The 26,097-nt window shown below is 69.0% G+C and carries 22 protein-coding genes and 1 tRNA gene; 12 read left to right on the forward strand and 11 right to left on the reverse strand.

Going from position 1 to position 26,097, the window contains the following annotated elements; all coding sequences use genetic code 11:
• Positions 1-29: 29 nt before the first annotated feature.
• The 3 genes from ACE7GA_RS06285 to ACE7GA_RS06295 all read right to left on the reverse strand — a co-directional run bounded on the left by ACE7GA_RS06285 (position 30) and on the right by ACE7GA_RS06295 (position 3,521).
• Complete coding sequence (locus tag ACE7GA_RS06285) at positions 30-491, reverse strand: response regulator (protein WP_376097201.1); 462 nt, start codon at positions 489-491, stop codon at positions 30-32.
• Between the two features lie 187 nt (positions 492-678).
• Entirely contained in the window at positions 679-2,112 is a 1,434-nt protein-coding gene (locus ACE7GA_RS06290) for an ATP-binding protein (RefSeq protein WP_376097204.1), read from the reverse strand.
• 158 nt (positions 2,113-2,270) lie between these two features.
• On the reverse strand, positions 2,271-3,521 hold the full coding sequence (locus ACE7GA_RS06295) for a glycosyl hydrolase family 8 (RefSeq protein WP_376100127.1): 1,251 nt from the start codon (positions 3,519-3,521) through the stop codon (positions 2,271-2,273).
• A gap of 664 nt (positions 3,522-4,185) precedes the next feature.
• Here ACE7GA_RS06295 and ACE7GA_RS06300 point away from each other — a divergent pair.
• The 4 genes from ACE7GA_RS06300 (at position 4,186) to ACE7GA_RS06315 (ending at position 8,565) form a co-directional block, all read left to right on the forward strand.
• Positions 4,186-5,442 carry a tyrosine-type recombinase/integrase gene (locus ACE7GA_RS06300; protein ID WP_376097207.1) on the forward strand — a complete coding sequence of 419 codons (1,257 nt, stop codon included), beginning with the start codon at positions 4,186-4,188 and terminating at the stop codon, positions 5,440-5,442.
• Between the two features lie 239 nt (positions 5,443-5,681).
• Positions 5,682-5,891 carry a helix-turn-helix transcriptional regulator gene (locus ACE7GA_RS06305; protein WP_376097210.1) on the forward strand — a complete coding sequence of 70 codons (210 nt, stop codon included), beginning with the start codon at positions 5,682-5,684 and terminating at the stop codon, positions 5,889-5,891.
• Positions 5,892-5,931: 40 nt separating this feature from the next.
• Positions 5,932-7,407, forward strand: a complete 1,476-nt coding sequence (locus tag ACE7GA_RS06310) for an RNA-directed DNA polymerase (protein WP_376097213.1) — start codon at positions 5,932-5,934, stop codon at positions 7,405-7,407.
• A 204-nt stretch (positions 7,408-7,611) separates the two neighbouring features.
• Positions 7,612-8,565 (forward strand): hypothetical protein, encoded by a 954-nt coding sequence (locus tag ACE7GA_RS06315; protein WP_376097216.1) that lies wholly within the window; start codon positions 7,612-7,614, stop codon positions 8,563-8,565.
• Between the two features lie 26 nt (positions 8,566-8,591).
• Here ACE7GA_RS06315 and ACE7GA_RS06320 read toward each other — a convergent pair whose 3' ends face one another.
• The 5 genes from ACE7GA_RS06320 to ACE7GA_RS06340 all read right to left on the reverse strand — a co-directional run bounded on the left by ACE7GA_RS06320 (position 8,592) and on the right by ACE7GA_RS06340 (position 15,468).
• A complete protein-coding gene (locus ACE7GA_RS06320) occupies positions 8,592-11,570 on the reverse strand; it encodes a class I SAM-dependent DNA methyltransferase (protein WP_376097219.1) in 2,979 nt (992 codons plus the stop codon).
• A gap of 121 nt (positions 11,571-11,691) precedes the next feature.
• Entirely contained in the window at positions 11,692-12,747 is a 1,056-nt protein-coding gene (locus ACE7GA_RS06325; protein ID WP_376097222.1) for an XRE family transcriptional regulator, read from the reverse strand.
• Complete coding sequence (locus ACE7GA_RS06330; RefSeq protein WP_376097225.1) at positions 12,747-13,394, reverse strand: hypothetical protein; 648 nt, start codon at positions 13,392-13,394, stop codon at positions 12,747-12,749. The genes ACE7GA_RS06325 and ACE7GA_RS06330 overlap by 1 nt, the downstream gene beginning before the upstream one ends.
• 755 nt (positions 13,395-14,149) lie before the next feature.
• Positions 14,150-14,226, reverse strand: a tRNA-Arg gene (locus tag ACE7GA_RS06335).
• Positions 14,227-14,268: 42 nt separating this feature from the next.
• The gene (locus ACE7GA_RS06340; RefSeq protein ID WP_376097228.1) at positions 14,269-15,468 is read right to left on the reverse strand and encodes a glycoside hydrolase family 108 protein; all 1,200 of its coding nucleotides are present in this window, start codon (positions 15,466-15,468) and stop codon (positions 14,269-14,271) included.
• Between the two features lie 169 nt (positions 15,469-15,637).
• Here ACE7GA_RS06340 and ACE7GA_RS06345 point away from each other — a divergent pair, with 169 nt between their 5' ends.
• The 5 genes from ACE7GA_RS06345 (at position 15,638) to ACE7GA_RS06365 (ending at position 20,479) form a co-directional block, all read left to right on the forward strand.
• Positions 15,638-16,966, forward strand: a complete 1,329-nt coding sequence (locus ACE7GA_RS06345) for an aspartate aminotransferase family protein (RefSeq protein ID WP_376097231.1) — start codon at positions 15,638-15,640, stop codon at positions 16,964-16,966.
• Between the two features lie 129 nt (positions 16,967-17,095).
• Positions 17,096-17,383: a hypothetical protein gene (locus ACE7GA_RS06350; protein WP_376097234.1), complete on the forward strand. Its 288-nt coding sequence runs from the start codon at positions 17,096-17,098 to the stop codon at positions 17,381-17,383.
• Positions 17,384-17,589: 206 nt separating this feature from the next.
• The gene (locus ACE7GA_RS06355) at positions 17,590-18,594 is read left to right on the forward strand and encodes a CobW family GTP-binding protein (protein WP_376097237.1); all 1,005 of its coding nucleotides are present in this window, start codon (positions 17,590-17,592) and stop codon (positions 18,592-18,594) included.
• Positions 18,595-18,598: 4 nt separating this feature from the next.
• Positions 18,599-19,639 (forward strand): WD40 repeat domain-containing protein, encoded by a 1,041-nt coding sequence (locus ACE7GA_RS06360; RefSeq protein ID WP_376097240.1) that lies wholly within the window; start codon positions 18,599-18,601, stop codon positions 19,637-19,639.
• A 12-nt stretch (positions 19,640-19,651) separates the two neighbouring features.
• Positions 19,652-20,479 carry an aldo/keto reductase gene (locus ACE7GA_RS06365; protein WP_376097243.1) on the forward strand — a complete coding sequence of 276 codons (828 nt, stop codon included), beginning with the start codon at positions 19,652-19,654 and terminating at the stop codon, positions 20,477-20,479.
• 88 nt (positions 20,480-20,567) lie between these two features.
• Here the strand turns inward: ACE7GA_RS06365 and ACE7GA_RS06370 are convergent, their stop codons facing one another.
• Positions 20,568-20,984, reverse strand: coding sequence for a hypothetical protein (locus ACE7GA_RS06370; protein WP_376097246.1), 417 nt, complete (start codon positions 20,982-20,984; stop codon positions 20,568-20,570).
• Between the two features lie 144 nt (positions 20,985-21,128).
• Between ACE7GA_RS06370 and ACE7GA_RS06375 the strand changes: the two genes are divergently transcribed.
• Complete coding sequence (locus tag ACE7GA_RS06375) at positions 21,129-21,581, forward strand: DUF3775 domain-containing protein (protein WP_376097249.1); 453 nt, start codon at positions 21,129-21,131, stop codon at positions 21,579-21,581.
• Between the two features lie 126 nt (positions 21,582-21,707).
• Here ACE7GA_RS06375 and ACE7GA_RS06380 read toward each other — a convergent pair whose 3' ends face one another.
• Together ACE7GA_RS06380 and ACE7GA_RS06385 are read right to left on the reverse strand one after the other, a co-directional pair.
• Positions 21,708-22,439, reverse strand: a complete 732-nt coding sequence (locus tag ACE7GA_RS06380; protein WP_376097252.1) for a DUF1194 domain-containing protein — start codon at positions 22,437-22,439, stop codon at positions 21,708-21,710.
• Between the two features lie 148 nt (positions 22,440-22,587).
• Positions 22,588-23,256, reverse strand: a complete 669-nt coding sequence (locus tag ACE7GA_RS06385) for a phosphoribosyltransferase (protein ID WP_376097255.1) — start codon at positions 23,254-23,256, stop codon at positions 22,588-22,590.
• A gap of 122 nt (positions 23,257-23,378) precedes the next feature.
• Between ACE7GA_RS06385 and ACE7GA_RS06390 the strand changes: the two genes are divergently transcribed.
• Both ACE7GA_RS06390 and ACE7GA_RS06395 read left to right on the forward strand, forming a co-directional pair.
• Positions 23,379-24,410, forward strand: a complete 1,032-nt coding sequence (locus tag ACE7GA_RS06390) for an amidohydrolase family protein (RefSeq protein WP_376097258.1) — start codon at positions 23,379-23,381, stop codon at positions 24,408-24,410.
• Between the two features lie 80 nt (positions 24,411-24,490).
• A complete protein-coding gene (locus tag ACE7GA_RS06395; protein ID WP_376097261.1) occupies positions 24,491-26,092 on the forward strand; it encodes an ABC transporter substrate-binding protein in 1,602 nt (533 codons plus the stop codon).
• Positions 26,093-26,097: the final 5 nt, after the last annotated feature.

A 26,097-nucleotide genomic window follows, 5' to 3' on the forward strand; every position in this document is an offset into this window, starting at 1 on the left:
GCGCGACAAGCCGGCCGCGCCGGCTGCGCTCAGCGGCGCTCCAGGGCCCGCTGCAGCGCGGACGCGACGGCCTGGCGCCGATAGGGCTTCGGCAGCACCGCCGCTGCCCCCTCCCGGCGCAGCTGCTCGACGAGCGGGTCGGCGTGATGGCCGGTGACGAAGACCACCGCGAGGCGCGGCAGCATCAGCTTGGCGGCCTGGGCCAGCTGGCCGCCGCTCATCCCGGGCATGACCACGTCGCTGAACAGGATGTCGCAGCGCGGGTCCTCGATCAGCAGGCGCAGCGCCTCGTGCCCGTCCGCCGCCTCGCGGACGGTGTAGCCGAGGTTGCGGACAAGTCGGACCGCGTGGTCGCGCACCGACGCATCGTCCTCGACGACGAGCACGCGCACCCCGGACGACCCGACGGCGTCCTGCGGCCCTTCGCCGCCGGAGGGCTCCGATCCCGAGCCACCCTGACCCGCCGCGGCAGCCCCGATCCTTTCCGACATCGTATCGATGACCGCGTACACCATCGCCCGTGGGCCCCTGATCACGACATGAGACGGGCTACCACGCCGTCGCCGGCTTATAGGCAGGCTGACGCGGGCCCGGTCTAGCGCCGAGGAGTTGCATTCGTCGTGCCCGACGCAAACCGCGGGCCGTTCACGCCCCGGTAAGGCCCACGTCACGCCCCGGTCAGGTCGTGGCCGGCGGGCCCGCGCCGTGCGCCTCCAGCAGCGCCCGCTGGAGTTCGGCCTTCCTGAAGGGCTTCGCCAGCAACCGCACCGTCCCCGCGACCCGATCCGCCTCGGGTGCATGGGCGGCATAGCCCGACATGAGCAGCGCCGGGAGGCCCGGGCGGATCCGGCGGACCTCCTCGACGAGCGCCGTGCCGCTGAGACCGCCGGGGAGGACGACGTCCGAGAGCAGGATCGTCGGTTGCGATCCGCCGCGGAGCATGGACAACGCTTCCGCAGCCGAGGCCGCCCCCGCGACCGGCCAACCCAGGGACGACAGCATCCGCGAGATGCTGGCGCGGGTCGTCGGATCATCGTCCACGAGCAGGACCTCCGCACCCTCCGGCGGACGGGGAAGCCCGGCCGACGCCGCCGCGGCACGGGGCCGGCTGGGCAGGGCGAGCTGGACCTGCGTGCCGCGCCCGGGCGCGCTCTCGATCCGCAGCGCGCCGCCGACGGCCGTGGCGAAGCCGTGCACGGCGGGCAGGCCGAGGCCCGCGCCCCAGCGTTCACGGTCCGACGTCACGAAGGGCTCGAGGCAGTGCCGGAGCTGGCCCTGATCCATCCCGATGCCGGTGTCGCTGACCGTCAGGTGGAGTTCGTGACCCGACGGGGCGGCCTCCGCCGCGAGGCGGATCGTGCCGGGGCCCGGAAGCGCACGGATCGCGTTGGCCGCAAGCTCGTCCAGCGCGACCTCGAGATCCTCGGCCTCGACCAGCACCGGCGGCAGTCCGGCCTGGATGGCGGTTTCGATCCGGCGGCCGTCGGCCGTCGCGCGCAGGCGCGCAGCCACGCGTTCCAGGACCCGCGCCGCATCCGCCTCCGCCTCGGCGTGCCGCGGGTGACGGTTCATGAGCAGCACCCGCCGCGTCAGGGCCGCGGTCCGTTCCCCCGCATCGACCATGAGCCGCGCGGTCTCCGCGAGCTCCGGCCGACCGGCGAGTTCCTCCTCCAGGTACTCGGCGTTGCCGACGAGGACCGTCAGGCTGTTGTTGAACGCGTGCGCCAACTGGCTCGTCGCCCTGGCGGCGGCATCGAGACGCTCGGCACGGACGTGGTCGGCGACCCGGTCGGTCACCTCGGCGAAGCGCACGGCGATACCGGCCACGGGGAGGGATGGCGGACCGACCGGGTCAGCCACGACGGCATACCACTCGGTCCGCGGCGCGAAGCGATAGAGGAAGACCTGGCTCCCCGTCCCGTTGAGGACGCCGAGGAAGCGCTGCTGCAGCTCCCCGCCCTTCAGCGCGGGGAAGCAGTCCCACATGGCCCGGCCGATCAGCTCGCCCGCGCCCACTCCCAGGAGAGCGGCGGCATCCGCGTCCACCTCCTCGAACCGGCAGCAACGATCGAGACGGTACGACCCGGTGCAGCCGGTTCCGCGTCCTGGCATCCGCGCGGGACCTCCCGAGGTGGAGTCGAGCATGTCCCTCTCCTCTATTCGCGGCCGGAACATGCCTCGGCACGATCGCCGGCAGCCTTCAGGAAAGGTCAGCAAATGTCAGGAAACGTCTGCGGCAAGGCCGGTCCGGGCCGATCACCGCCCTCGGGTCAGGACTGCCTGATGTCGGCGCCCTCCTCCCGCTGCGCCTCCACCCGGGCGATGCGTGCCATCAGGACGAGGGACGCGCCGTAGTAGTCGGTCGAGTCCCGCACGCCGGGCAGGCGGCGCGCGGCCGCGGGCTGCCGGGCCGCGCCGGCCAGCGCCGCCACGGCCTGGATGCCGGCATGGCCCGGATAGGGGGCCAGGCGGTCCTCCCGCAGGTCCACCCAGGCCGGCAGCCTCCCGCCATGGCCCGGATCGGTCCAGAACCCCGCGCAGGCGCGGAGCGCGGGTTCGCTGGACTGGCGCCCCCAGGCAAGATTGAGCGGCACCCGGACCGCGTCCCAGGAGAAGCGCGGCGGCCGGTCGGCGAAGAGCCTGACGGGCCGGCCGGGATCGCGCGACACCTCGATCCAGTCGGCGGGCAGGTTCCAGCGGCCGAAGACGCCTTCGCGGCACGTCAGGTGCAGCCCGTCCTCCACCAGCTGCCGCCAGGCGGGACCGGGGACCAGCGCCGCAAAATCGAGCAGCGCCGGGAAGATGTAGTAGGACGGGTTGAGCACCACGTGGTCGTGACGCTCGAAGCCCTGGGCGCCGGGAAGCAGGACGAGGCGCGAGGCGACCCGCCGCGTGCAGACCGAGAGGATGTCGCGCGCGATCCGTTCGGCCTGCTCCGCGAAGTCGGGCCGGCCGAAGCGCTCGGCCCCGCGCTGCAGCGCCCAGGCCATGAGGATGTCGCCGTCGGTCGCGTTGTTCGTATCGGTCACCGGCGTGGACAGGCCGGGCTGGAACCGCCACGCGAGAAGGTTGTCGGAACGGCGGCGCAGGTTGCGCATCGTCCAGCCGAGGATGCGTTCGAAGGACGGCAGGTCGTTCGCTTCCGCCGCGAAGAGCAGGGCCGAGCCCTGACCTTCCGAATGCGAGATGCCGCGGTTCGCGGTGTCCACGACGCGACCGTCCGGCATGACGTAGCGCTGCGCGTAGGCGCTCCATTCCGCGCGGAACTCCTCCGCCCAGCCTTCCGGCCGTGGCCCGCGGAAGGAGGGCACCACCTCCCGGCCGGCGAAGTCCGCGCGCGGATCGACGCGCGGGTCGGCCTCGATCCGCGTCGAGTTCGTCACGGTCGGCCGCAGCGTCGCCGCGGCGAGCAGCGCCGCCGCGAAGCGCCGACGTCCCAGGCCCGTGGCGCGCGCAGCGCCCGCATCCTCGGGATGCGGCGCCGGGCTGCCGTCGAGGTCACTCGTATCGCCGTGTTCCATACGCACCAGACCTCTCCCAGACGGGACGGGGCGGTGGGTGTCCTCCTCGACTGTCCCCACACCGCCCGATCTGCGTGTTCGAGTAGGCGGAGGGCGGTTGGCGTCGCCAACGAGCACATGTCGAGAGATGTCCGGACTGAAGACGTCCGGACGCGTGCCGGCGGCGTTACGGCGCGCGACGATGACGGATGGCGGCGTTGTTCACGCGCGTGCGTCGCGGGCCCTACAAACGCGGACGAACGTGACGGTCCGGGACGATGTTCCCGGCGGGGAATCGCGTTCCGTCGGGTCCGCGTGGATGGGATGTTGCGGGACGGTTAAACCGGCAACGCCGGAAAAGGCGGCTTGGCCGCCTCGCCGCTTCCGACTGGCGCGGGACCCTGCGGCGCCGGGCCGGCGGTACGGCCATCGGATCGCGCCGGCGATGACTGCCGCCGCGAACCCGGATGGTCGGAGGGAATTGGCGGACCCGACACGATTCGAACGTGCGACCTCTGCCTTCGGAGGGCTAACGTAAGTGTTCGATGTGGTTTCCTAGAGTGTGCTCAGAGCAGAAAGACCATTGAAATCCTTCGGTAAGAAGTTGGACCGGGTGCGATCTGACTACCTCCCGATGGCCCGTTCGTGCTACCTAGGCGCTACCTAGTGAGGGGAGTGGGCCAGAATGACCGAGAAGGTAAAGCAGCGTCTGACGAAGAAGGTCGTGGACGCCCTCCTCCCGAACAGCGAGGTGTGGGACGCGGAGGTCCGGGGCTTCGGCGCCCGGCGGCAACTCAGTGCCGTTCGGTCTTTCACGGTGAAGTATCGGCTACCGGACGGGCGGGAGCGCCGCCACACCATCGGAAAACACGGGCCTGACCTCACGGTGGAGACGGCACGGAAGGTCGCGCTGGAGACCCTGCGGCGTGTCCGGAACGGGGAGGACCCGGCTGCGGAGAAGCGAGAGTTGCGACAGTCCCCAACCGTGGCGGACCTTTGCGACCGCTACTTGGCGGACGTGGAGGATGGGAGGTTGCTGACGCGAGGGGGTGCCGCGAAGAAGGTCAGCACCGTCGCCACCGACCGGAGCCGGATCAACGGCCATATCCGGCCCCTCCTAGGGCACCTGAAGGTCACGTCTGTCACGGCGCGGGACGTGGAGCAGTTCATGCACGCGGTGGCCGGCGGCAAAACCGCTAAGCGAGAGAAGACAGAGAAGAAGCGCGGCCTGTCCAACGTCCGGGGCGGGAAGGGCGCGGCAACTCGGACGGTGGGCCTCTTGGGTGCCCTCTTCACCTACGCGCAAAAACAGGGTCTCAGGTCGGACAACCCCGTCCAGGGCATCACCCGCTTCCGCGACGGCCAGCGCCAGCGCCGCCTCTCTGACGCCGAGTATGTCGCCCTTGGGGAGGCGTTCGCGAAGGCCACGGCCGCGGGTGTCCCGCCAGCGGCCATCGGCGCGGCGCGATTCCTATTGCTGACGGGCTGGCGGAAGGGCGAGGCGTTGGCCCTGCGACGCGAGGACGTGGATTTGGCGCGGCAAACTGCGCGGCTGCCCGACACGAAATCGGGGGCGTCTGTGCGCCCGCTCTCCAAAGCTGCTTGCGACGTGCTGGCGTCCATGCCGACTACCACGTCGAGTCTCTTCTTCCCGCCCACGCGTGGAACGGGACTGATGTCTGGATTCTCGTCCATGTGGGAACGCATCTGCAAGCTCGGGGGCGTGCCTGCGGACGTAACCCCGCACGTTCTGCGCCACTCCTTTGCCTCCCTCGCGGCTGACACGGGCAGGTCTGACACGACGATCGGCGCAATCATCGGGCACAAGGGCCACAGCATCACGTCACGCTACATCCACGCGGCCGACGCAGTCCTGATCGAAGCGGCGAACTGCATCGCGGGCGAAATTCTCCGCCGCATGGAGGGGGCGACCACAAAGTGAACCCGGGTGCAGAAGCGCCAGACCCGTCCAAGTCTTCGCGCAACAAGTTGCAGTAAGCGCCGTGGTGATGCATCCCAATTATCTGAAGAGGGACGGCGTTGGATTTATTTCGCTCGCGTTTTACCGTTCTCCGCCAAGTGCTCATTGACGGAACATTCGCGGCCGACAACGTGAAGACTGCTATAGGCGACCCGTCAACGACGGTTCACTCACTGGCGTCTCTGGACAGGAGGACGGTCATGCAGGATGACCTTTTGAGCACCGCTGAAGCGGCGGACTTTCTCGGCCTCGCCAAGGCCACACTCAACAAGTGGCGCGTCGAGAGGGCGGACGGACCGAAGTTCGTCAAGATCGGCGCGAACGTCCGCTATCGCCGCAGTGACCTCGCGGCCTTCATCGCGGAGAACGTTCATCACTGCACGGCCGGGTATCTCCACCGACCGGCCTGATTGAACCCGGTTTCATTTCCCCGCTGCCGCTGGTGATCTCATGACGCTCTTGTGCAAGCCGAACGCGAGACGCGACCGGCACATCGCTGCGCTGGCCTCGCAGGTCATGGATGCACCTACCGCCATGGCGGCGGGGGCGCCCTACGGCCGGTTACTGGCGGTGGCGCGGGAGGAGGTGGCCGCAGCCGAAACCTACGCCCGGCGGCATGCGGGGACGCGGAGGGCCCGTCACCTGATCGCGTCCGCTCATCGTACCTTCCTCTTGCGGTTGGTGAAGGCGGACGAAGCGGCGCGCCGCCACAGGAGCAGGCAGAAGCAGCGCGGTGAGACGCTGCACGGTCCGGCACACCCGGCCGCCGTCGTGCGGCTAGCGTGGAATCTCAGACCGGAAGAAGCCTCACGGGAGCCGGCAACCCTGCTGATCCTGCCAAAGGGTGCGGCTGAGACCGTGACGGACGATGGCCGCTGGCGATCCCTGACGGCAGAGACCTCGCGCCCTGTCGTCCGATACGGCTTTGAACACCGGACCCGCCAACGGATCGTGGCGTGGTGCGCGGGGTTGCAGCATCAGATCCACCCAGCGCAGTTCGCGACCAAGGGCCGGGGACTAGCCGAGATGTGGCGCCACATCGCGGGCGCCCTGGACAGCGGCTTCCGGCACTTCGCGATCTTCGACATTGCTGACTGCTTCGGCTCATTCGACGCGGAGGCAGCGTTGCCGCTGCTCAGGCTTCCGCGTCGCCTGATCGCGCACTCCGCCACCGGACTCAGCGCGAGGTTCAACCACGACAGGAAAGGAGGTCCAAGCGAGGCCCGGGGACAGGGCCAGGACGTATTTCCGGAGGAGGAACAGGTCTTCATCTCTCTCCAGAGGTCTATGATGGACCGCACCACTCGTGGACTACCGCAAGGCTCAGCCGCATCGGGCATCCTCGCCAACATCCTCCTCGCGCCGGTCTTCGACGCGGTTCCGGATGATGTGCGGGTCTTCGCCTACTGCGACGACATACTCATCCTCGCTCAGGACCAAAAAGCCCTGACGCGCGGGGTGACGGCCTTGGAAGCCAGCCTCACCGCTGGACGGCTCCCCGGTGCCTTCCAAACGAGAAATAAGGGTAAAGGCTTTCTTCCGCTCCGTGGCCGCCCTGACAGGTTCTTCGAATTCTGTGGTGCCCGCTTCGACATGCAGCGCGGCAAGGTGCAGGTCGGACCATCTGCCCGTGCCCTCACCCGTGCAGACGACAGGCTTTCCAAGCTGTGCCGTCTGACTGCCTGTTATGAAGCGGCCGACGATCGCCTCATCGCCACCCTGCGCGCGTTTCTCGTCCGGTTCCCAGCGTGGCGTGGCCGGTCGGCCTTCGCGAAGCAGGTAGCAGAGGAATGGGACGGCGCCCGCTGGGAACGTAGCATGATACCGGCCAGCGGCTTCCTCGCGTGCCCGGAAGAAGAGCGTTGGGCATGCCGTGTACTGCGTTTGACCGATGTGCGCCAGCTCAGTCCGGCACATCCGCCTTGAGGTGCAAAACTGTCCCTGAATCCACATGACGTGATTCGCCTCTGAGGTGTACCGGCGATGCAGCCCCGACTTTGTATTTTCCAGACCCGGGGGGGGTGTTTGCACCCGGGTTCAGAGTGAGCGCGTTGACGTGGCCGTCCTTGACGTGAGGTGCCCGATGCATGGACCCTTACGCTTGCGATTTGGTTCAGAGGTCGGTGGGACGTGACAGTTCAGGACGGTCTTATTCTCGCGGGCGTGGCAGTGGTCGTCATCGTTCTGCCCCTTACCCTCGTCTTCCTCGCGATTCGCGGCGTTGTCAGGGCCATTCGTGGAAACGGTAGCCCTGATGGAACGGCGTCATCCGCGCTTCCCGCAATAAGCCCTCCCATTCCGCAAACGATCGCTCGTCAACCTGTCGCCATCGGCAGGACGCCGGAGATGGCCGCGCGAGCCTCCGTCCCCAGTCCCACGCCGTCGGTGAAGCGGAACAAGCCTACCCCCGTGTATCGCTTGGTGGGTTCGGGCTGGACCGGCTCCCTGAAAATCGACAGTGACGCCCGGACCCTCACCTTTCGAACGACCCCGTTCGCGTCCGCCGTGACCATCGGCTTCGATCAGATCACCGGGGCAGAGATATTGCAGGATGGCGAGACGGTATCACGGGCGTCGGTCACGGGAACCTTGGGCCGTGCCGCCGTCGGGGCCGTTGTAGCCGGACCTGTCGGCGCCTTGGTCGGCGCGGCCACCGCAAGTCGGACAGCGAAGGAGAAGACCCGCAAGGTGATGTTCGTCGTTCACACCGCTGCTGTGTCCACTCCGCGCCTCACCATCGCCCTGTATAGCCGCAACGACGGCCTACTCTTTTCCGACTCCAAGCGCGCGCAGGATCGCAAACTCCGCCGGGCCTTGGAGGCGGCACGGGATTGGCATGTGCGAGTGAGTGCCGCCATGCGGCCCCCGGTGGTGGACGTGGCCGCCACCACGACGGTCGTAACAGAGGACGCAACGCCAGTGGCACCCGCGCCAGCGCCGGGCAGCGGACGGACGGTGCCCGCTACTGACACCGTCCTCGCCTCCCTGGAGGAGTTGGTGAGGACCGGGCTGATGACGCGCGAGGATGCGCAGGCGAAGGCCGCAGTATTGGTCGCCCAGCGGTTTGCTGCACCCGCCCGATAGCCTCCGCCTGATGCCATCCCAAGCCGCTATGAGGCCCGGACACGCGCCTGATTGAGCGCGAGAAGCCGGGCAAGAGCGTCCTCAGTCGAGAGGTCGGTCGGCCAGCCGTAGGCTTCGGCAACGGCTGCGTCGAGGTCGCGATGCAGCGCGTCCAACCATGCCCCCTCTGGCGTGCCGCGGGCGTTGTAGAGGGCCGTGAGGGTGCGCTTTCGGAGAGTGGTCGCCGCGGCGAGGGAGCGGGGCACGATGCGGTCCGGGAAGCCCGGCACCACCTCCGCCACCCGTTCGACCATGCCTTCCGGGTTCAGCCATCGGTCGCGCGCCTCTACTAGCGTCCGGGCGGCCTCCGCGATCCGGCGCGCGCGTGGGTCGCCGGTGGAGGTCGCGGCGGGCACGTCCGGCGTTAGCCCGTCCGGGAAGGGGAACGTCTCAAAGGTGGTGGTGGGGGTGTAGCGGGGATCGTTGCCGGCCCCCATCCACGATCCCATTCGGATCGCCCATGCTTCGTGAAAGCGGCTGTGCAGGATGCCGAAGGTGGCGTCATCGTCTCGCGCGAAGACGAGCAGTTGGTGATCAGGCACTACGCGCGCGTCCAACCACGCGAAGATGCGGTGCTTCGCGACGGCGGGGGTCACGATGTAGCGGGAGAGGTCCCGCAGTGCGGTGCGCATGTCCGGCCGGGGTCGCCCGTGGCGCCACCACGCTACCAGCGCACGGTCGCGGTTGTCCGGCTTCCGGGTCGGCTTCACCGTGAGGGCGACATGGGCAAAAGGCAGCGCGTAGAACGCCGCCTCCGCCTCGCTCATCGTCGCCCCGAAGTCCACCACCCATGCGTCATCGGCGCGGCGGAGGATGTGCAACCCGTTCCGCCATGGCCGCACCACGTCCGCGTTCGGCCGCCCGTTCGCGTTGGGCGGCTCCCGCAACCACGTCCGCGCGACCTCTGCCGACACGTCGAAGGGACCAACCTTGGTCGTCCCCATGAAACACACGCCCGCGTTGGCCGTGAGGCGCGAGGCCCGTGTCAGGTCCACGCCGCCCGCGGTGAGGTCCGCGAAGATCGCCGGCACCTCCCGCCCGTCGAGGCGGGGTGTCCCTTCCGCCTCACGCGCAGCGCACACAATGGAGACTCGCACCGCCGCGCCGTCGAGGACCCACGGCTCATCCGACCATGCTTCCGTGATCGGGGCCGCGCGGGTGAAGCGGTCCAACACCTCGCGGTTGGCCCCGCCCCGGATGGAGTTGGTGGACACCAGCCCGACCCGCGCCGTCCCTCCCGCGGCCACCGCCTCCCGCGCCTTGTCGAACCAGTAGCAGACAAGATCAGCCTCCGCCGGCACCCGTCCCGCATAGGCCGCGAAGAGTCGGTCAACGAAGGGGTCCCCGAGTTGGCGGCGGAGCATCTTGCCCCCGATGAAGGGTGGATTCCCAAGAATCGCGTCCGCACGCGGCCACGCTGCCGGCATCGGTCGCCCGTCCGTATCCGCTGCGAGAATCGCGTCACGGCATTCGATCGTATCGAGGGTCCGCAACACCGGGTCGGATGGCGCCGGGTAGCCGTTCCGCAGCGCCCATTGGATGTGCCCGATCCACACGGACACTCGGGCGAGTTCCGCGGCGTATGGGTTCAACTCGATCCCTAACACCGCCTCCGGTCCGACCTCCGGGAAGCGCGGCGGAAGCCCGAGTGCCGCCCCCTCCGCGAGGACACGCCCTTCCAAGTCCTTCAAGGTCTGTAGGGCGACATAGAGGAAGTTCCCGCCCCCGCACGCCGCGTCCAACACCCGGAAGTCCCGAAGCCGCGCGAGGTGTGCCGCAAAGATCGCGCCCGCCTCCTCTGCCGCGGCCTCCGCGCGCTTCCTCCGCCTGTCGGCCTCGCGGGCCAGCACCTTGCGCTTAGCGGCCAGCGCCGTGCCCGTCAGCCCCGCGAGTTCGGCCAGCGCCTCCGCGCCGCCCGCGCCGGCCTCCGCCCGCAGTGCCCGCCGCTCCTCCATCAACGCCGTGATCCGCGCCTTGGCCGCTTCCCACTCCGCCGCCAGCGGACGGCGCACCACCGGGTCCATGATGCGTTCTATCGTCGCCCGGTCCGTGTAGTGCGCCCCGAGTTGCCCGCGCTTCTCCGGGTCCAGTCCGCGCTCAAACAGCGTGCCCATGATGGCGGGGTCCATGTCACGCCAGCGGAGGTCCGTAAGGTCCGACAGCATCGCCGCGTCGCCCGCGGCCAGCGGCAGGGCGCGCGCATCGTCGAAGAGGCCACCGTTGAACCAGGGGACGGCCGTGAAGTCGAGTTCGCCCCCGCGCTGGCCCATCGCCGCGAACAGCCGCCCCGCCAGCGCCGCGAAGCGGTCCGGCGCCGCGCACCCGCGCTGGAGGAGTTTCGGGAGGAGGTCGCGATCAAGAAGCCCCGTGTCGTGCGCGAAGAAGCAGAAGGCGAGGCGGACCATGAAATGCGCCACCTCCGCCGGATCGTGCCCGCGGAGGCGCAGCCGATGGGCGAGTTCCGCGAACCGGCCCGCCGCCTCTTCTGTCAGCGCCTGACGGGTCTGCGCCGGCTTCCAGGCCAGCGGCGGGGGTGTCCACATCTCCCGCAGCCGCGCCCGCACGTCGGGCTTGTAGAGGTCATCCAGGTCAAAGGCGTGGGCCTCCGTGACCTCATTCGTCCACGCCGTCCGAACGATGATCCGCGCCATGTCAGATACCACCAGCAGGGGCGGGTTCCCGAGATTGCCGGCGTAGCGGAGGAGTTGGGCATGGGCAGCGTCGAGGTCGCCACCGCGGCTTTTATACTCCCACCCGAAGCACTCGCGCTTCCACACGTCCGCAAAGCCGGGCCGGCCATCGGCTTTTGCAACCAGTTTCTCAAAGGCGTAGCCGCTACCGGTGGCATCGGTCTGCGGCTTCGGCACGCGGAGGAGGTCGCACAGGTCGGAGAAGTGAGCCTTGGCGCCAGCCGCTTCAGGGCGGGTGTTCGCCCGCCATGTCTCCACGAAGGTCCCGGGGTCCATCAGTGCCGATCATGCGGGCCTTGCGCAAGCCGCGACAAGACGGGGGGGTTAGGGCAGTGCCTCGGGCTGGATATTCTTCAGCACGGGGGCACCAACACTCGGCGAAGAGCAGCGCGTGCTTCTATACAACACGCAGGGCACCGGGCGCCGACTTGCCTCCTACTGCGCTGGCTATACCGAATAGAAGGTCGTTCAACTCCTTCTCCGGAACCGACAGCAACTTCGCGACGCGCGAAAGGGTGATACCCTGCCGCCAGAGATCCGTTAGAATTTTGGTCCAGACTTGAGAAGTTTCAGGCGGCATTGGATTAGGCTCGTTCTCGCGGCCAGCTTTTGCTAAAGCCATGTAATTACCACGGTAGTTCCAATCAGAAATCCTACCGATTTTATGCACGGCGTAATTGAGAGCAGCCACCGAAACTCCCCATCGCCTCTTTTTCTCAATTAGCTCGTTCAATGATCGAACCCACTGAAATTCTGCCTTCAGGTCATTGGGCGGCATCATGAAAGCGGAAGCGAATGCTTGCGCTTCATCCTCAGCGTTGATGTGAGACGATCCGGTATGACGGTGCATCACCAAATGCCCGAGTTCGTGTGCGGCATCCATGCGGCTGCGTTCTGTAGTCTTGAGTGTATTTAGGAATATATAAGGCTTATCATCCCGCCACAATGAATATGCGTCCAGGTGTCTCGTCTCTTCGGCCAGAGAAAATACCCGGACTCCATGCGCCTCCAGCAGGTTGATCATATTTCCAATCGGGCGCTCACCGATCCCCCATTTCGCTCTCAGGTACAGCGCAGCAGCAGCCGGTGTACTGCTCTCCACTTGCACTAGAGAGTGGATGGGTAGATCGTACTTAGCGCTAATCCAATCATCAAACTCGAACGCAAGCGCGCCCGCCGCCATTGCCGCATCCCGCGACGCGGCAGTGAGCGACTTGAGGGAGCGGAAGCTGACCCCGGCTGGATTTGGATAAACCGGCGTGCCCTTGTAAAAGAACTCCACTGGGTAGCCCGAGAGATCGCACAGACGCCTTACGCACGCAGCCGGCAGATCGGCTTTTCCAGTCTCAAAACGTTGGAGAACTTTCCGATCCACCTCAAGGCTACTCGCCAAGCCAATCTTAGTCAAGCCAAGTCGCCTCCGAACAAAGTCTATTCGCTCAGGGTTGAGCATCACACCTTCCGCTTGATTTCAATATCGATATCTTCGACAGGGCCACCACGGTCCGGCTGCCGACGCTGGCTTCCGGTCATCGGGTCGCCCCGCAGATCTAGGATAATACGATTTACAAAGTCGAAATAGCGACCTCCATTGAATCCTAATGGGAGCGAAAGTTCGGCAGCGAGAGGCTTTTGGTCTTCAGCAAAAATACCGAGGACCCAAGTGGTGAAATCGCTCTTTCCCGGCATTGGGGTGGGCATTGGCAGATTCGGCAACCAGCCGGTTCGGTTGCATCTCACTTTGCGGCGCGTGGCGTGGCCCTTCAGCACGCGGTTGGTCGGGCGCGCGTCGAGGTTGCCGGCATTCTCGTCGAAATTGCAGGGGATCACCCTAAGCTTGAGTTTCGGATTCCGAATGCCGGCCTGATTATCAGTCTCGTCCTTCTCCCAATCCTCGCCGCAGAAGACCTCCCGCAGCCCCCGAGCCGCCTTGTCGTGCACCGTAATGAGGTTGAAGCCTCGAACGTCATTGCTGGTGCACAGAGCGCGCTGTGCCTCTGCAAAGCGCACCACTTCCACGAGACCATCGTGGCTCAGACCCATGTTCGTCAGGAAAGGGTCGATATCCTCACGCTCAGTGAGGATCAGCTTCGCGCTCATCAGGCCCTGTCCCAAATTTCGCCCTCATTTGAGGGGGGAAATCTGGGACAAGTCAAGCACGCGTTCGTCGCTCTGGCGCCGTCGTCCGTGCAACCTCCGCTCGTTGCTCCCACGTCGTCGCATTCGCCCACGCCCGACCACCCTGCCGGCAGAGCGCAGCGGCCACCTCATCATTTGCGCGCGGGGTAGCGCGTACACCATCCGCTCCCTCTCGCGATCCTCATCACGAAGACGGCGTTGCCGATCAGGTCGGCAGGGCTCGCTCCCCGTTAGGCCCCTCGATATACCTGACCTTTCCTACCGCGCCGCACTGAGGGCACTTCGGCATCATCCGTTCCAACGCCTTCTCAAGCGTGGTCCAGCCATCAATGCCGAAGCCATGCCCCTCAAACCCCGAGATGCGATACTGCTCCCATTGAGAACTGAACGGCTGGTCGTTCTCAGACCAGTGCACCACACCACGGTGGCCGCATTCGCACACGACTGGTTCCCGATGATGCGTAGTCATCGCCGCCCCCATGCTCAACGCTGAGCATAGCGGCAGCAGGGCCGGCGTGCGATTTGGCGCCCGATGAGGGCCGGACTTTAGATTGAGGCACTGCCCGGGTGAGCCGGAAACGCCGGAGCGCTACCTTCCCGGAGCGGCGGCTTCACACAGGGCACAGCCCGGCGACCACATTGGCCGTCTGCTACCTACGTGCGACCTAGGCGTTGTGCACCCCAGGCGCACACGTCGGATAAGACACTGAAAAAATTGGCGGACCCGACACGATTCGAACGTGCGACCTCTGCCTTCGGAGGGCAGCGCTCTATCCAGCTGAGCTACGGGTCCCTGCCGCGCCGTGTAGCCCCTCCGGCGCGGCAGGGGAACCCCTCACGCAGCGCGGGCCAGCGGGACGGGGCTCGTTGCCATGGCAGTCGCTTCGCGGCGGACCGTCTCCGTCCGGTTGGTCCAGCCGCGGCCGAAGGTCGCGAAGGTCGACAGGGACCGGTAGTGCTCCATCCGGCCCTCGGCGAAGCGGGCGATCAGGTCCTCCGGGCGGCGCGCGGCGATGGCGGCCAGCGTGATCGGGCCGATCGAGCCGTCGGGCGTCACGCCAGCGGCCCGCTGCACCAGGCGCGCGGCGCGGCCGGGGCCGGCATTCACCCCGAAGTCGAAGACGGACAGGTCGACGCCCGGCGGCAGGGCCTCGCAGCGCAGCGGGGTCCAGTAGCGGCTCCGGTAGATCTCGCGCGCCTCGGCGCGGGTCAGGTCGCGCACGTCCTCCACGCTGGCCTCGGCGTCGCGGAAGGCGGAAAGGGTGGCGCGGGTGATGCCCATGTTCGTGGCGCCGCCGGGGTCGCGCGGGTCGTTCACGAAGCCGCCTTCTTCCGCCAGCACGACGGTGAGGCAACGGTCGAACCGGTCCTCCGCCGCGGGCGCGGACGGGCGCAGCGCTGCGAGGGAGACGACCGGCGCCTCCGCCCGCGGCGCGGCGATCGCGGCGTCGCGCGCGTCCCGCAGCCGCCCGACGATCGCGTCCTTCTCGCGCGATCCCTGGGACGAGCCGATCCAGAAGTTCACCACCGCCGCGAAGGCCGCGCCGAGCGCGCCGACCGTGACGTTCACGACGGAGGCGACCTGCGGGTCGAAGCGCGCCCCGCCGTTGCCGTCCAGCGTCACGAGCAGGACGAGCACCGCGAAGAAGCCGATGACGACGAGGGTGGAGATGGTGGCCGGCCCCCAGGCGAGGCCGCTGCCGATGCGGGCCAGTTCCACCATCCCGCCGCGGGCAGCGGCGACGTCGGCGATCCCGGCGCGCAGCGTGTCCAACTGGTTCGCCTGGCGCGCAGCCTCGGCGGCATCGGCGGCGCGCGCAGCGTCGAGGGCGATTTCGGCCAGGCGCACCCGCAGCGCGTCGGCGCGGGCGGGATCGGCCAGGGCCGCGCGGGCGGCGGCGGGGTCGGCGGTGCCCGCGACCTCCTGCACCGCGCCGGAGACGGCGTCGGCGACCCGTCCGGCGCGGTCTCCCGCGATGAGGCGGATCAGTTCGGGGGCGAGGGTGGCGGCAAGGGCGATCAGGGGCAGGGCCATGGGCGGGGGGTCTCCGGCTGTGCTCTGTGTCTTTATTCCTTATCTGGGATGAAAGTCAAGGAAAACCGTCATCGCACTGCTTGTCGCGCTGCCCCTGCCCGCGCGATGCTGTGTTCCCCTCGCCCGCCCCGCCCGATGAACGAGATGCCCCGATGAACGAGATGCCCCGATGAACGAGATGAGCGTGCCGCGCCCGAACGACCTCGACGCGTTCTGGATGCCCTATTCCGACAACCGCTATTTCAAGTCGAACCCGCGCCTCCTCGCGCGCGCGGAGGGCATGCACTACTACACGCCGGAGGGGCGGGAGATCCTGGACGGCACCGCGGGCCTGTGGTGCTGCAACGCCGGCCACGGCCGGCGCGAGATCACCGAGGCGATCCAGAAGCAGGCGGCGATCATGGACTTCGCGCCGACCTTCCAGTTGGGCCATCCCATCGCCTTCGAGGCCGCGGCGCGCGTCGCCGAGATGACGCCGGCGGGCCTGGACCGCGTGTTCTTCACCAACTCCGGCAGCGAGAGCGCGGATACCGCGCTGAAGATCGCGCTGGCCTACCACAAGGCACGCGGCCAATCCTCACGCGTGCGCCTGGTGGGGCGGGAGCGCGGCTACCACGGCGTCGGCTTCGGCGGCATGTCGGTCGGCGGCATCGGCGGCAACCGCAAGCAGTTCGGCGCCATGCTGCCCTACGTGGACCACCTGCCGCACACGCACATGCCCGCGAAGAACGCCTTCAGCCATGGCATGCCGGAGCACGGGGCGGAACTGGCCGACGTGCTGGAGAACCTCGTCGCGCTGCACGGCGCTGATACCATCGCGGCGGTGATGGTGGAACCGGTGGCGGGCTCCACCGGCGTGCTCGTCCCGCCCAAGGGCTACCTGGAACGCCTGCGCGCGATCTGCGACCGCCACGGCATCCTGCTGATCTTCGACGAGGTCATCACCGGCTTCGGCCGCCTCGGCACGGATTTCGGCGCCGAACGCCTGGGCGTGACGCCGGACATCATGACGATGGCCAAGGGCCTGACGAACGCCGCCGTGCCGATGGGCGCCGTCGCGACCAGGAACGAGATCTACGACGCCATCGTGGACGGCTCGCCGGCGGGGATCGAGCTGTTCCACGGCTACACCTATTCCGGCCACCCGCTCGCGGCGGCGGCCTCCATCGCGACGCTCGCGCTGCATCGGGCCGAGGACCTGCCGGGCCGCGCCAAGGCCATCGAGGGCTACTGGGGCGACGCCGCCCATTCGCTGCGCGCCACGGACGGCGTCATCGACATCCGCAACATCGGCCTGATCGCCGGCATCGAACTGCAGCCGCGCGAGAGCAAGCCAGGCGCCCGCGCGATGGACGTCTTCCGCCGCTGCTTCGATCAGGGCGTGCTGATCCGCGTGACCGGCGACATCATCGCCCTTTCCCCGCCGCTGATCATCGAGAAGCCGCACGTAGACCGGATCATCGAGACCGTGGGCGAGGCGATCCGCGCGGTCCATTGACCCTCACCCGGTTCTGCCACTTCAGGCAGCGCGCCTGAGCGCGGCGCAGTGGAGGGCGTCCTGCAGGGATACCCTGACCACGTCGTTGCCGCGCGGAAGAGGACCGGAGATCAATATGTCGGCGCGGCGATGACGGCGGGAGAGGCGTACCCGGCGCTCTTCCTCGACGGCGGTTCGATCGCCGCCTTCAAGCCGCGGGAAAATGACAGTCGAAAGCTGTCCCTCGGGACGACCGTGGACGCCTCCCAGAACCACGTCCCGCTCGGCATGGACGCATGGCCGGCCGGCGTGCGGCGCATGTGGGCCTCGTTGCAGGAGGTCCCGAACTGGCTGGAGCTCGGCCCGGAGGAGCGCGTCGTGCTCTCCGATCCGACGACCGTGTTCGGAGCGCTCCCCACCGCTTCGATACCCGTCTGAGACCCGCCCGGCCGTGACCGGGCCGGACCGCGCCCATCGCTTCCACCGTTCTCGCCGGGCACCCCCGGGAACCGTTGGTTCGCCGCGTCCCGGCCACGGCGCCCGGCCGGACTGGGGAGTGTCCCGTCCGGCAGGGTGTTCCAATCCTGCGCCGACCGGGCCATTTGGTAGGACCGACACAGCCCACCCTTCGCAGGACCCCAACCATGTCCGCCACGACCGTGCCCCCCCAGGGCGAAACCACGACCACGCCCGTCACCGTCCTCACAGGCTACCTCGGTGCGGGCAAGACGACGCTGCTGAACCGCATCCTCACCGAGAATCACGGCCGCAAGTTCGCGGTGGTGATCAACGAGTTCGGGGAAATCGGCGTGGACCAGGACCTCGTCATCGACGCGGACGAGGAAGTCTTCGAGATGAACAATGGCTGCATCTGCTGCACCGTCCGCGGCGACCTGATCCGCATCCTCGGCGGGCTGATGAAGCGGCGCGACAAGTTCGACGGCATCATCGTCGAGACGACGGGCCTCGCCGACCCCGCCCCCGTGGCGCAGACCTTCTTCGTGGACGAGGACGTGAAGCGCGCGACGCGGCTCGATTCCATCGTCACCGTCGTGGACGCCAAGCACCTGCTGGAGCGCTTGAAGGACAGCACCGAGGCCGAGGAGCAGGTGGCCTTCGCCGACCTCATCGTCCTCAACAAGATGGACCTGGTGACGGAGGAGCAGGCCGTCGAGGTCGAGCGGCGCATCCGCGCGATCAACCCGACCGTCGAGATCGTGCGGGCCACCAAGTCGGACGTCCCGCTGGAGACCGTGCTGGGCCGCGACTCCTTCCGCCTCGACCGCATCCTGGACCGGGAGCCGGAGTTCCTCTCCGGCGAGGACAACCACACCCACGACACGCAGGTGCAGTCCGTCTCCTTCGAGGTCGAGAAGCCGCTGGACCCTGAGAAGTTCAACGCCTGGATCAGCGAGCTGTTGGCCACCAAGGGCCAGGACCTGCTGCGGACCAAGGGTATCCTGCACTACAAGGGCGACGAGCGGCCCTTCGCCTTCCAGGCCGTGCACATGATTGCCGACGGCGATCACCTGCCGCCCCGGCGCAACGACTCCCGCAAGTCGCGCATCGTCTTCATCGGCCGCGACCTGAACCGCCCGAAGCTGCGCCGTGGCTTCGAATCCTGCGTCGCCGACCACGGGGCGGACTGACCGCGTGTCGGACACGACGGACGCGGATTTCCTGCTGGAGCAGCGGGGCACGGGGCGCGACCTCGGGGCCTGGATCGTCGGGGTCGCCTTCGCGCGGGACGGGAAGGTCGCAGGCTTCGGCCTGTCGGACGGGACGGTCCACCTGACCGATCCCGCCGACCATGCGGCAGACTGGCGGCGCGTGGAGGCGCATGATGGCGCCGGCCTGACCGTCGTGCCGGACATCGCCACGGGCCTTCTGTCCGGCGGGGATGACGGGCGGCTGGTCCGGATCGCACTGGACGGCTCGGCGACGCAGCTCGCCTCCTACGGCATGATGAAATGGGTGGAGCACGTCGCCACCCACCCGTCCGGCCTCCGCGCCGTCGCGGTCGGGAAGAACGTACACCTGCTCGACGCCAAGGGCGAGGCCACCCGTACCTTCGGGCCGCATGGCTCGACCGTCGGCGGCGTCGCCTTCGATCCGAAGGGCAAACGCCTCTTCGCCTCGCACTACAACGGCGTTTCCGGTTGGTTCGTCGCGGCGAAGGACGGCACGCCCAAGCGCTACGAGTGGAAGGGCAGCCACCACGTCATCACCGTCTCGCCGGACAACGACCACGTCGTGACGGCGATGCAGGAGAACTCGCTGCACGGCTGGCGCTTCTCGGACGCGCAGCACATGCGGATGTCCGGCTACCCGGGGAAGACGCATTCGCTGTCCTTCACCGGCAAGGGCCGCTGGCTCGCGACCGCGGGCGCCGATGCCATCGTCCTCTGGCCCTTCTTCGGCGGTGGTCCCATGGGCAAGGCGCCGACCGAGATCGCCGGCGGCGACGGCGTGATCTGCACCCGCGTCGCCTGTCACCCGCAGCACGAGGTGGTGGCGGCGGGCTTCGCGGACGGAATGGTGCTGATGGCCGAGATCGCGTCCGGCAAGGTCGTCCCGGTCGCGGCGCCCGGGCGCGGCTCCGTCTCCGCGCTCGCCTGGAGCCCGACGGGCACGCACCTGGCCTTCGGCACTGAAACGGGCTTCGCCGCGTTGCTGAACCTGGCGAAATCGTAAGGGGAACCACCCATGGATCGTGTGATCGAGACGCCGCGGCTGCGGATTCCGAAGCTCGGCTTCGGCACCTGGCAGTTGCGCGGCGCAGAGTGCCAGGCGGCCGTCGAATCCGCCCTCTCCCTCGGCTATCGCGCCCTGGACACGGCGGAGATGTACGGGAACGAGGCGGAGGTCGGCGCGGGGCTCCGTGCCTCCGGGCTGCCCCGCGATCAGGTCTTCGTCACGAGCAAGGTCTGGCACACCAACATTTCGCCGGACGGCATGCGCCGGGCCTGCGAGACCTCGCTCTCGCTCCTCGGCCTCGATGCGCTGGACCTCTACCTCATCCACTGGCCCGCGCCCGACATGGACATGGACGCCAGCCTCGGCGCGCTGAACCGGCTGAAGGAGGACGGCCTGACGCGCGCCATCGGCGTCGCGAACTTTCCCGCAGGGATGCTGCGGCGGGCGCTGGCGACCGGCATCCCGATCGCCGCGGATCAGGTGGAGTACCACGTGACGCTGTCGCAGGACCGGCTGCTCTCCGTCGCGCGTCCGGCGGGCGTCGTCGTGACGGCCTACTCGCCGCTGGCAAAAGGCGGGCTGACGGGCGATGCGGCGCTGAGGGGGATCTCCGACCGCCTCGGCGCCTCGCCCGCACAGGTGGCGCTCGCCTGGCTCCTGCGGCAGGACGGCGTCTGCGCCATCCCGAAATCCGGGCGCGCGCAGGGCCAGCGCGAGAACCTGGAAGCGCTCGACCTCGCTGGGCGGCTGACCGATGCGGACGTCGCCGCCCTCGACGCGCTCCCGAAGGATCGACGGACCGTCAGCCCGGCCTTCGCGCCAGACTGGAACGATTAACGCTGGAACGATTAACGCTGGAACGATGAGCGCTGGAACGATGAGCGGCTGATCGCCTGGGTCGCAGGCCGCGGCGCCACGGCCGCGATCAGGTGGTCCAGAGACGCGAGGCGCCCGGCGGGGTGACGCAGAAGTGGACGGCGGGTCGAAGCGTGGGCGACTCCTCCGTCACCTCGCCGGCCGCGGGCAGCTCCGCGCCGGTGGCAGCGCGCGGCGGCGCACCACGGCGCGGCGACGGGCGCAGAACGTGTCGCCCTGTCGCCGCGCGACGCTCCGCCCCGACTCGCTCGCCCGGCCGCGCCTCCGCGGCGGGTGGGGCCAGGTGCGCGCCCCTCGCGCTCACCTGCGCGCTCACGGCGCGGCGCGTCGCAAGGGCATCCGTCCGCAGCGGCGCGGCCGCCTCGCAGGCCGTCGCGGCGACGAAGGCCGGGGCCGTCTGCGCCCGCGCCCCGGAGGCCACGGCCAGCGCGCTTCCCAAAATCGCGAGCGTGAGCGCCTTCCTCATCCGCGGATCTCCGGATTTGTGGGTTTCTCAGTCCTTTGGCGGGCATTCCTGCGCCGCCACCTGCAAAACCAACGCGAAGCCAATTGCGGGGTTGCCGCGTTGGGCCGGCGTCACGACACTCAAAGCGTCACCGGAAGCACCACCATGTCCGACAGCCCCCGAGACAATGCCGAAGGCGGACTGCCCGGCGTGAACCCCGCCGACGATGACGAGGTGGACCTCGGCATCTCCCTCCAGGCCGTCGCCAACATCATCGATGCCGCGCGCGCCGCGGAGGGGCTGGACGACCCGGAGACGGCGAGCGACGACCAGGAGCCTTTCGTCGAGGACGCGAACGAGCAGAACGTCACGGGCGAGAACCTCGGGGAGCTCATCACCGAGCTGAACGAGGACGAGCAGGCCTCCCTCATCGCGCTGACCTGGGTCGGCCGCGGCGACTACGAGCCGGACGAGTGGAAGGAGGCGCTGCGCCTCGCGCATGAGCGGAACGAGGGCGGCGGCACGGCCGACTACCTCATGGGCATGGAAATGCTCGGCGACCTGCTCTCCGAGGGGCTGGCGGCTTTCGGCATTGTCGTGGAGGAGATCGAGCGCTGACGCGCGGCGCCGCGTCCAGCCGGCGCGACGCACCCGGTCCCGCCCGTGTCCTGCTCACGCGGCGGCAGGCGCGCCGCGAAGGCCACGCGATCGGGCGGACCGCCCGGCGACGCGAACCTCGCGGCGTCAGCCGATCGGAGGCCCCGGCAGCGCCGCGATCTCGCGCACCAGCTTCCGGCGCACCGCGCTGCCGAAGGCATCAAAATCCTCTGCCGCGATGACGAAGGAACCCTCCCCGCCCGCGACGGCCTGCCGGTAGTATTCATCCAGCGGCACCAGCGGCATCCGCCCCCAGCCCGGACGGTCGTTCAGGATCGGCAGGCCGTTGATCGTGACGCCCTCCGCGACGAGCTGGTCGCGGATGCCCTCGACGGGCGGCCCCGAGTTGTTCACGCCGTCGCCCGAGACGTCCACGACCTTCCGCGTGCCCTCGAAGGGCGAGTCCGCGAAGGCGCGCCGCGCCGCCTCCAGCCCGCCGGAGATGGAGGTCCAGGAGAGCGAGACGCGCGGCGCGTTGGACAGCGCCTCCGACCAGCCTTCCGCCTCCTGCTTGCTGCCGATCCGCGTCCAGGGCAGGACGACGCGCTGGTAGTCCCAGCCCGCCCATTCGATGTAGCAGACGGCGATGGAGCCGATCATGCCGGCCCGGATCGCGTCGACGATCCGCGGGTCGCTCATCGCCTCCTTGTAGCCCTGGCGTTGCAGGCGCGCCTCGTCCTCGTCGATCGAACGGGACACGTCCACGGCCAGCACGAGGAGGAGGTCCACCGCCTCCTCCGCGGCGCGCGCGGGCGGTATGCCGCCGATTGCGGGGAGAAGGGCGGCGCCGCTGGCCGCGAGGAGCGAACGACGGCGCATCGGCACGTCCTCCATCCGGGGCCCGCCAGGGAAGCAAGGGCGGACAACCCTCCGCAACGAGAATCGGGGGGCACGGATGCGTCGCAAGGGCCGGCGCGCCGCCACATGACGAATTCTTGCGCGGCTGCGGCGCCTCGTGCCCGCGGATTCAGCGGGGGAGCAGGACGGGAGGGCGCGTCGCCGCCTCCGGCTCCCAGCCGCCTTCCACCCGTCGGAACAGGGGCGTGGCGAAGGCGGCAGCGACGGGGATGTCCGCCGGCCAGGGGTCGCACCACCGGTCGCCCTGCGCCATGGCGACGAGCAGCGCGACGGGACGCACCCCCGCCGCGGCCAGCAGCGCCAGCCCGGCGCGGGCGGAGGAGCCGGTGCTGATCACGTCGTCCACCAGCAGCACGCGCCGCCCGCGCAGCCGGTCCAGCGTGCGGGGATCGAGGTAGAGCCGCCGCTCCCCGGGCGTCGTGGAGGAGGCGACGGGCGCCGAAAGGGCATCGTCGTACCAGCGTTTGCGCGAATAGCCCGCCGCGACCCAGTTCGGATGTCCCAACGCCTCGGCGACCGCCGGCGCGAGGACGTGCCCCAGCGTGGGCAGGCCGACCAGGACCTCGGCCCCGAGCAGCCGCGCGGCCTCCGTCATCCAACCCGTGATGCGTCGAATGACGGGAAAGGAGGCCTGGTTGGCGATGAAGCCGGCGACGGCGACGTCGCCGTAGTCGCGCAGCGGCAGGCGCAGGGCGCTGCCATCGGGCATCGGAACCGGCGCATCGTCGGCATGGGGCGGCGGGGCGCCCTCTTCCTCGAAGTCCTGCCAATATTCCATCCATGCGGCTTGGCACGCAGGCCAAGGGCCGTCCAGGCGCGGGCGGCGTTGCGGCCGGCGTCGCGCGCGTGCTGGACTCCAGCCGATCCGCCGCACCGGGACAGCGGCACGGAGGTCCGCCCATGGGTGTCGTCGGCTGCGCCTGTTCCCGCCGCGCCTTCCTCGGCGGCCTCTCCGCACTGGCCTGCGGGCATGCCCTGGCGCAGGGGGCGCCCGGTCGGCCCAGCCCGTACCGGGTGGACGTGCACCATCACCTCACCCCGCCGGGTTACGTCGCCCGCGCCGCGCGTCACGCCACCATCGCCCCGCCCCAGGCCGGTTGGACGATCGAGAAGACGGTGGAGGACATGGACCGCGCGGGGACGGAGACCGCCATCCTGTCCGTCACCTCCCCCGGCTTCTGGTTCGGTGACGCGACGGAGGCACGCGACCTGGCGCGCGCCAGCAACGACTACGCGGCGGGCCTGGTCCGCGACCACGGGCGCCGCTTCGGCTCCTTCGCCGCCCTGCCCATGCCGGACGTGGAGGGCACGCTGCGCGAGATCGAATACGCGCTGGACACGCTGCGCGCCGACGGCGTCGCGATGTTCACGAGCTACGGCGGCAAGTGGCTCGGCGACCCGTCCTTCGCCCCGGTCTTCGAGGAGCTGAACGGCCGCCGCGCCGTCGTCTACACCCACCCCAACTCGGCGGCTTGCTGCACGAACCTGATGGGCGCCCTGGTCCCCGACCCGATGATCGAGTTCGGGACGGACACGACGCGCACCATCGCCTCCTGGGTCTTCGGCGGCTTCGCGCAGCGCTTCCCGGACGTCCGGCTGATCTTCAGCCATGCGGGCGGGACCATGCCTTTCCTGATCGAGCGCTTCGAGTTCCAGGCGCGGGTGCCGTCCGTGGCGCCGCACTTCCTGGACGGGGTGCGGCCGATCCTGCGGCGGTACCACTACGACACGGCCCAGGCCTCCAACCCCGCGGCGATGGACGGGCTGCGGCGGCTCGTCCCGGTCTCCCAGATCGTCTTCGGCACGGATTACCCCTACAGGACCAGCACCGAGCACGTGGAGAACCTGGCGGGCTGCGGCTTCGACGCGGCGGAGATGCGGGCGATCGAGCGGGACAATGCCCGGGCCCTCCTCCCCCGCCTCTCTGCCTGAGGGCGCCCATCCGGCGCTTGGCATTGCGGCGCGGGGCGTTGCACCTTAGGGGACCCCCGACAGACGTCCGGAGACCCGAGATGACCAGCCGCCGAAACCTGATCCTGGCAGGCGCCGCCGCCGCCGTGACGCCCTGGGATGCGCTGATCCGGGGCGCCTATGCCCAGACACCGCCCGGCGTCGTCGTCATGGCGAAGCAGATCGACGACATCACCTCGCTCGACCCCGCCGAGGCCTTCGAATACTCGGGCACGGAAATCGTCGGGAACGTCTACCGCAAGCTCGTGACCACGCCGAACGAGGACCCGGGCCGGCTGGTCGGCGACCTCGCGGAGTCGTGGGAAGCCTCGAACGGCAACACCGTCTTCACCTTCCGGCTGAAGGACGGCGTCAAGTTCGCGTCCGGCGCGACGGTAACGGCGGAGGACGTGGCCTGGTCCTTCCAGCGCGTCGTCGCGCTGAACAAGTCGCCGGCCTTCATCATCAACCAGTTCGGCTTCACGAAGGAGAACATGGCCGAGCGGATCCGGGCGACGGACCCGCGCACGCTGGTCCTGACCGCTTCCGAGGCCACTGCACCGTCCTTCCTCTACTATTGCCTCTCCGCCGCCGTCGGCTCGGTTGTCGAGAAAGCCGTCGTGCAGGCCCGCGCCGCGGGCGACGACTACGGCAATGGCTGGCTGAAGCAGAACTCCGCCGGCGCTGGCCCCTACCGGATCGTGTCCTGGCGCGCGAGCGAGGCGGTGACGCTGGAGGCCAACCCGAACGCGCAGCCCGCGCCGGCGACGCGGCGCATCATCATCCGGCACATGGCCGATTCCTCGGCGCAGCTGCTCGGCCTGCAGCGTGGGGACGTGGACATCGCGCGCAACCTCGCGAATGACCAGCTGCGGCAATTGGCGAACGACAACCGCTACCGCGTGATGGACAAGCGCAAGGCGTCGCTGCTGTACCTGTCCCTGTCGCAGCGCAACCAGTTCCTCGCGCGGCCCGAGGTCCGGCAGGCGATCAAGCTGGCGATCGACTACGAGGGCATCCAGCGCAACATCGTCCCCTCGCTCTACGCCGTGCACCAGGCCTTCCTGCCGGAAGGGCTTCCGGGCGCGCTGACCGAACACCCCTTCGCCGCGCGGCAGGAGGAAGCCAAGGCGCTTCTCGCCCGCGCCGGGCTGGCCCAGGGTTTCGAGGTAGCTTTCGACTACTCGACCGGCGCCCCGATCAGCGACATCGCGCAGGCCGTGCAGCAGCAGTTGGCCCAGGTCGGCATCCGCTGCCGCATGGTGCCCGGCGAGATGCGGCAGGTCATCACCAAGACCCGCGCGCGCCAGCACGAGATCGCGATCGTCCGCTGGGGCTCCGACTACTTCGACCCGCATTCCAACGCCGAGACCTTCTCGATGAACCCGGACAACGGGGACAATGCCCGGAACCGGACGCTGGCTTGGCGCGCGTCCTGGGACATCCCCGAACTGACGGCCCGCACCATTGCCGCGGTGAAGGAAACGGACCAGGCCGCGCGCGTCGCGACCTACCTCGCGCTGCAGCGGGAGCACCAGCAGGTCTCGCCCTTCATCATCATGATGCAGGAAATCGAGGTCTCCGCGACGCGCGCCAACGTCACCGGCCTCGACATGGGACCGATGAGCGACCGCACGGGCTACGTGGGCATCCGCAAGGCCTGAGCACC

The sequence above is a fragment of the Roseomonas sp. CCTCC AB2023176 genome, from assembly GCF_042259275.1.
Classification (GTDB): domain Bacteria; phylum Pseudomonadota; class Alphaproteobacteria; order Acetobacterales; family Acetobacteraceae; genus Roseomonas.

Bases quoted from the DNA above. Each gene is read 5' to 3' on its own strand.
- ACE7GA_RS06370 (WP_376097246.1), bottom strand. From the start codon at position 20,984: ATGAGGAAGGCGCTCACGCTCGCGATTTTGGGAAGCGCGCTGGCCGTG.
- ACE7GA_RS06340 (WP_376097228.1), bottom strand. From the start codon at position 15,468: ATGGCCCTGCCCCTGATCGCCCTTGCCGCCACCCTCGCCCCCGAACTG.
- ACE7GA_RS06355 (WP_376097237.1), top strand. From the start codon at position 17,590: ATGTCCGCCACGACCGTGCCCCCCCAGGGCGAAACCACGACCACGCCC.
- ACE7GA_RS06385 (WP_376097255.1), bottom strand. From the start codon at position 23,256: ATGGAATATTGGCAGGACTTCGAGGAAGAGGGCGCCCCGCCGCCCCAT.
- ACE7GA_RS06390 (WP_376097258.1), top strand. From the start codon at position 23,379: ATGGGTGTCGTCGGCTGCGCCTGTTCCCGCCGCGCCTTCCTCGGCGGC.
- ACE7GA_RS06395 (WP_376097261.1), top strand. From the start codon at position 24,491: ATGACCAGCCGCCGAAACCTGATCCTGGCAGGCGCCGCCGCCGCCGTG.
- ACE7GA_RS06375 (WP_376097249.1), top strand. From the start codon at position 21,129: ATGTCCGACAGCCCCCGAGACAATGCCGAAGGCGGACTGCCCGGCGTG.
- ACE7GA_RS06350 (WP_376097234.1), top strand. From the start codon at position 17,096: ATGACGGCGGGAGAGGCGTACCCGGCGCTCTTCCTCGACGGCGGTTCG.
- ACE7GA_RS06295 (WP_376100127.1), bottom strand. From the start codon at position 3,521: ATGGAACACGGCGATACGAGTGACCTCGACGGCAGCCCGGCGCCGCAT.
- ACE7GA_RS06330 (WP_376097225.1), bottom strand. From the start codon at position 13,394: ATGAGCGCGAAGCTGATCCTCACTGAGCGTGAGGATATCGACCCTTTC.
- ACE7GA_RS06305 (WP_376097210.1), top strand. From the start codon at position 5,682: ATGCAGGATGACCTTTTGAGCACCGCTGAAGCGGCGGACTTTCTCGGC.
- ACE7GA_RS06285 (WP_376097201.1), bottom strand. From the start codon at position 491: ATGTCGGAAAGGATCGGGGCTGCCGCGGCGGGTCAGGGTGGCTCGGGA.
- ACE7GA_RS06345 (WP_376097231.1), top strand. From the start codon at position 15,638: ATGAACGAGATGAGCGTGCCGCGCCCGAACGACCTCGACGCGTTCTGG.
- ACE7GA_RS06310 (WP_376097213.1), top strand. From the start codon at position 5,932: ATGACGCTCTTGTGCAAGCCGAACGCGAGACGCGACCGGCACATCGCT.
- ACE7GA_RS06380 (WP_376097252.1), bottom strand. From the start codon at position 22,439: ATGCGCCGTCGTTCGCTCCTCGCGGCCAGCGGCGCCGCCCTTCTCCCC.
- ACE7GA_RS06365 (WP_376097243.1), top strand. From the start codon at position 19,652: ATGGATCGTGTGATCGAGACGCCGCGGCTGCGGATTCCGAAGCTCGGC.
- ACE7GA_RS06320 (WP_376097219.1), bottom strand. From the start codon at position 11,570: ATGGACCCCGGGACCTTCGTGGAGACATGGCGGGCGAACACCCGCCCT.
- ACE7GA_RS06290 (WP_376097204.1), bottom strand. From the start codon at position 2,112: ATGCCAGGACGCGGAACCGGCTGCACCGGGTCGTACCGTCTCGATCGT.
- ACE7GA_RS06325 (WP_376097222.1), bottom strand. From the start codon at position 12,747: ATGCTCAACCCTGAGCGAATAGACTTTGTTCGGAGGCGACTTGGCTTG.
- ACE7GA_RS06300 (WP_376097207.1), top strand. From the start codon at position 4,186: ATGACCGAGAAGGTAAAGCAGCGTCTGACGAAGAAGGTCGTGGACGCC.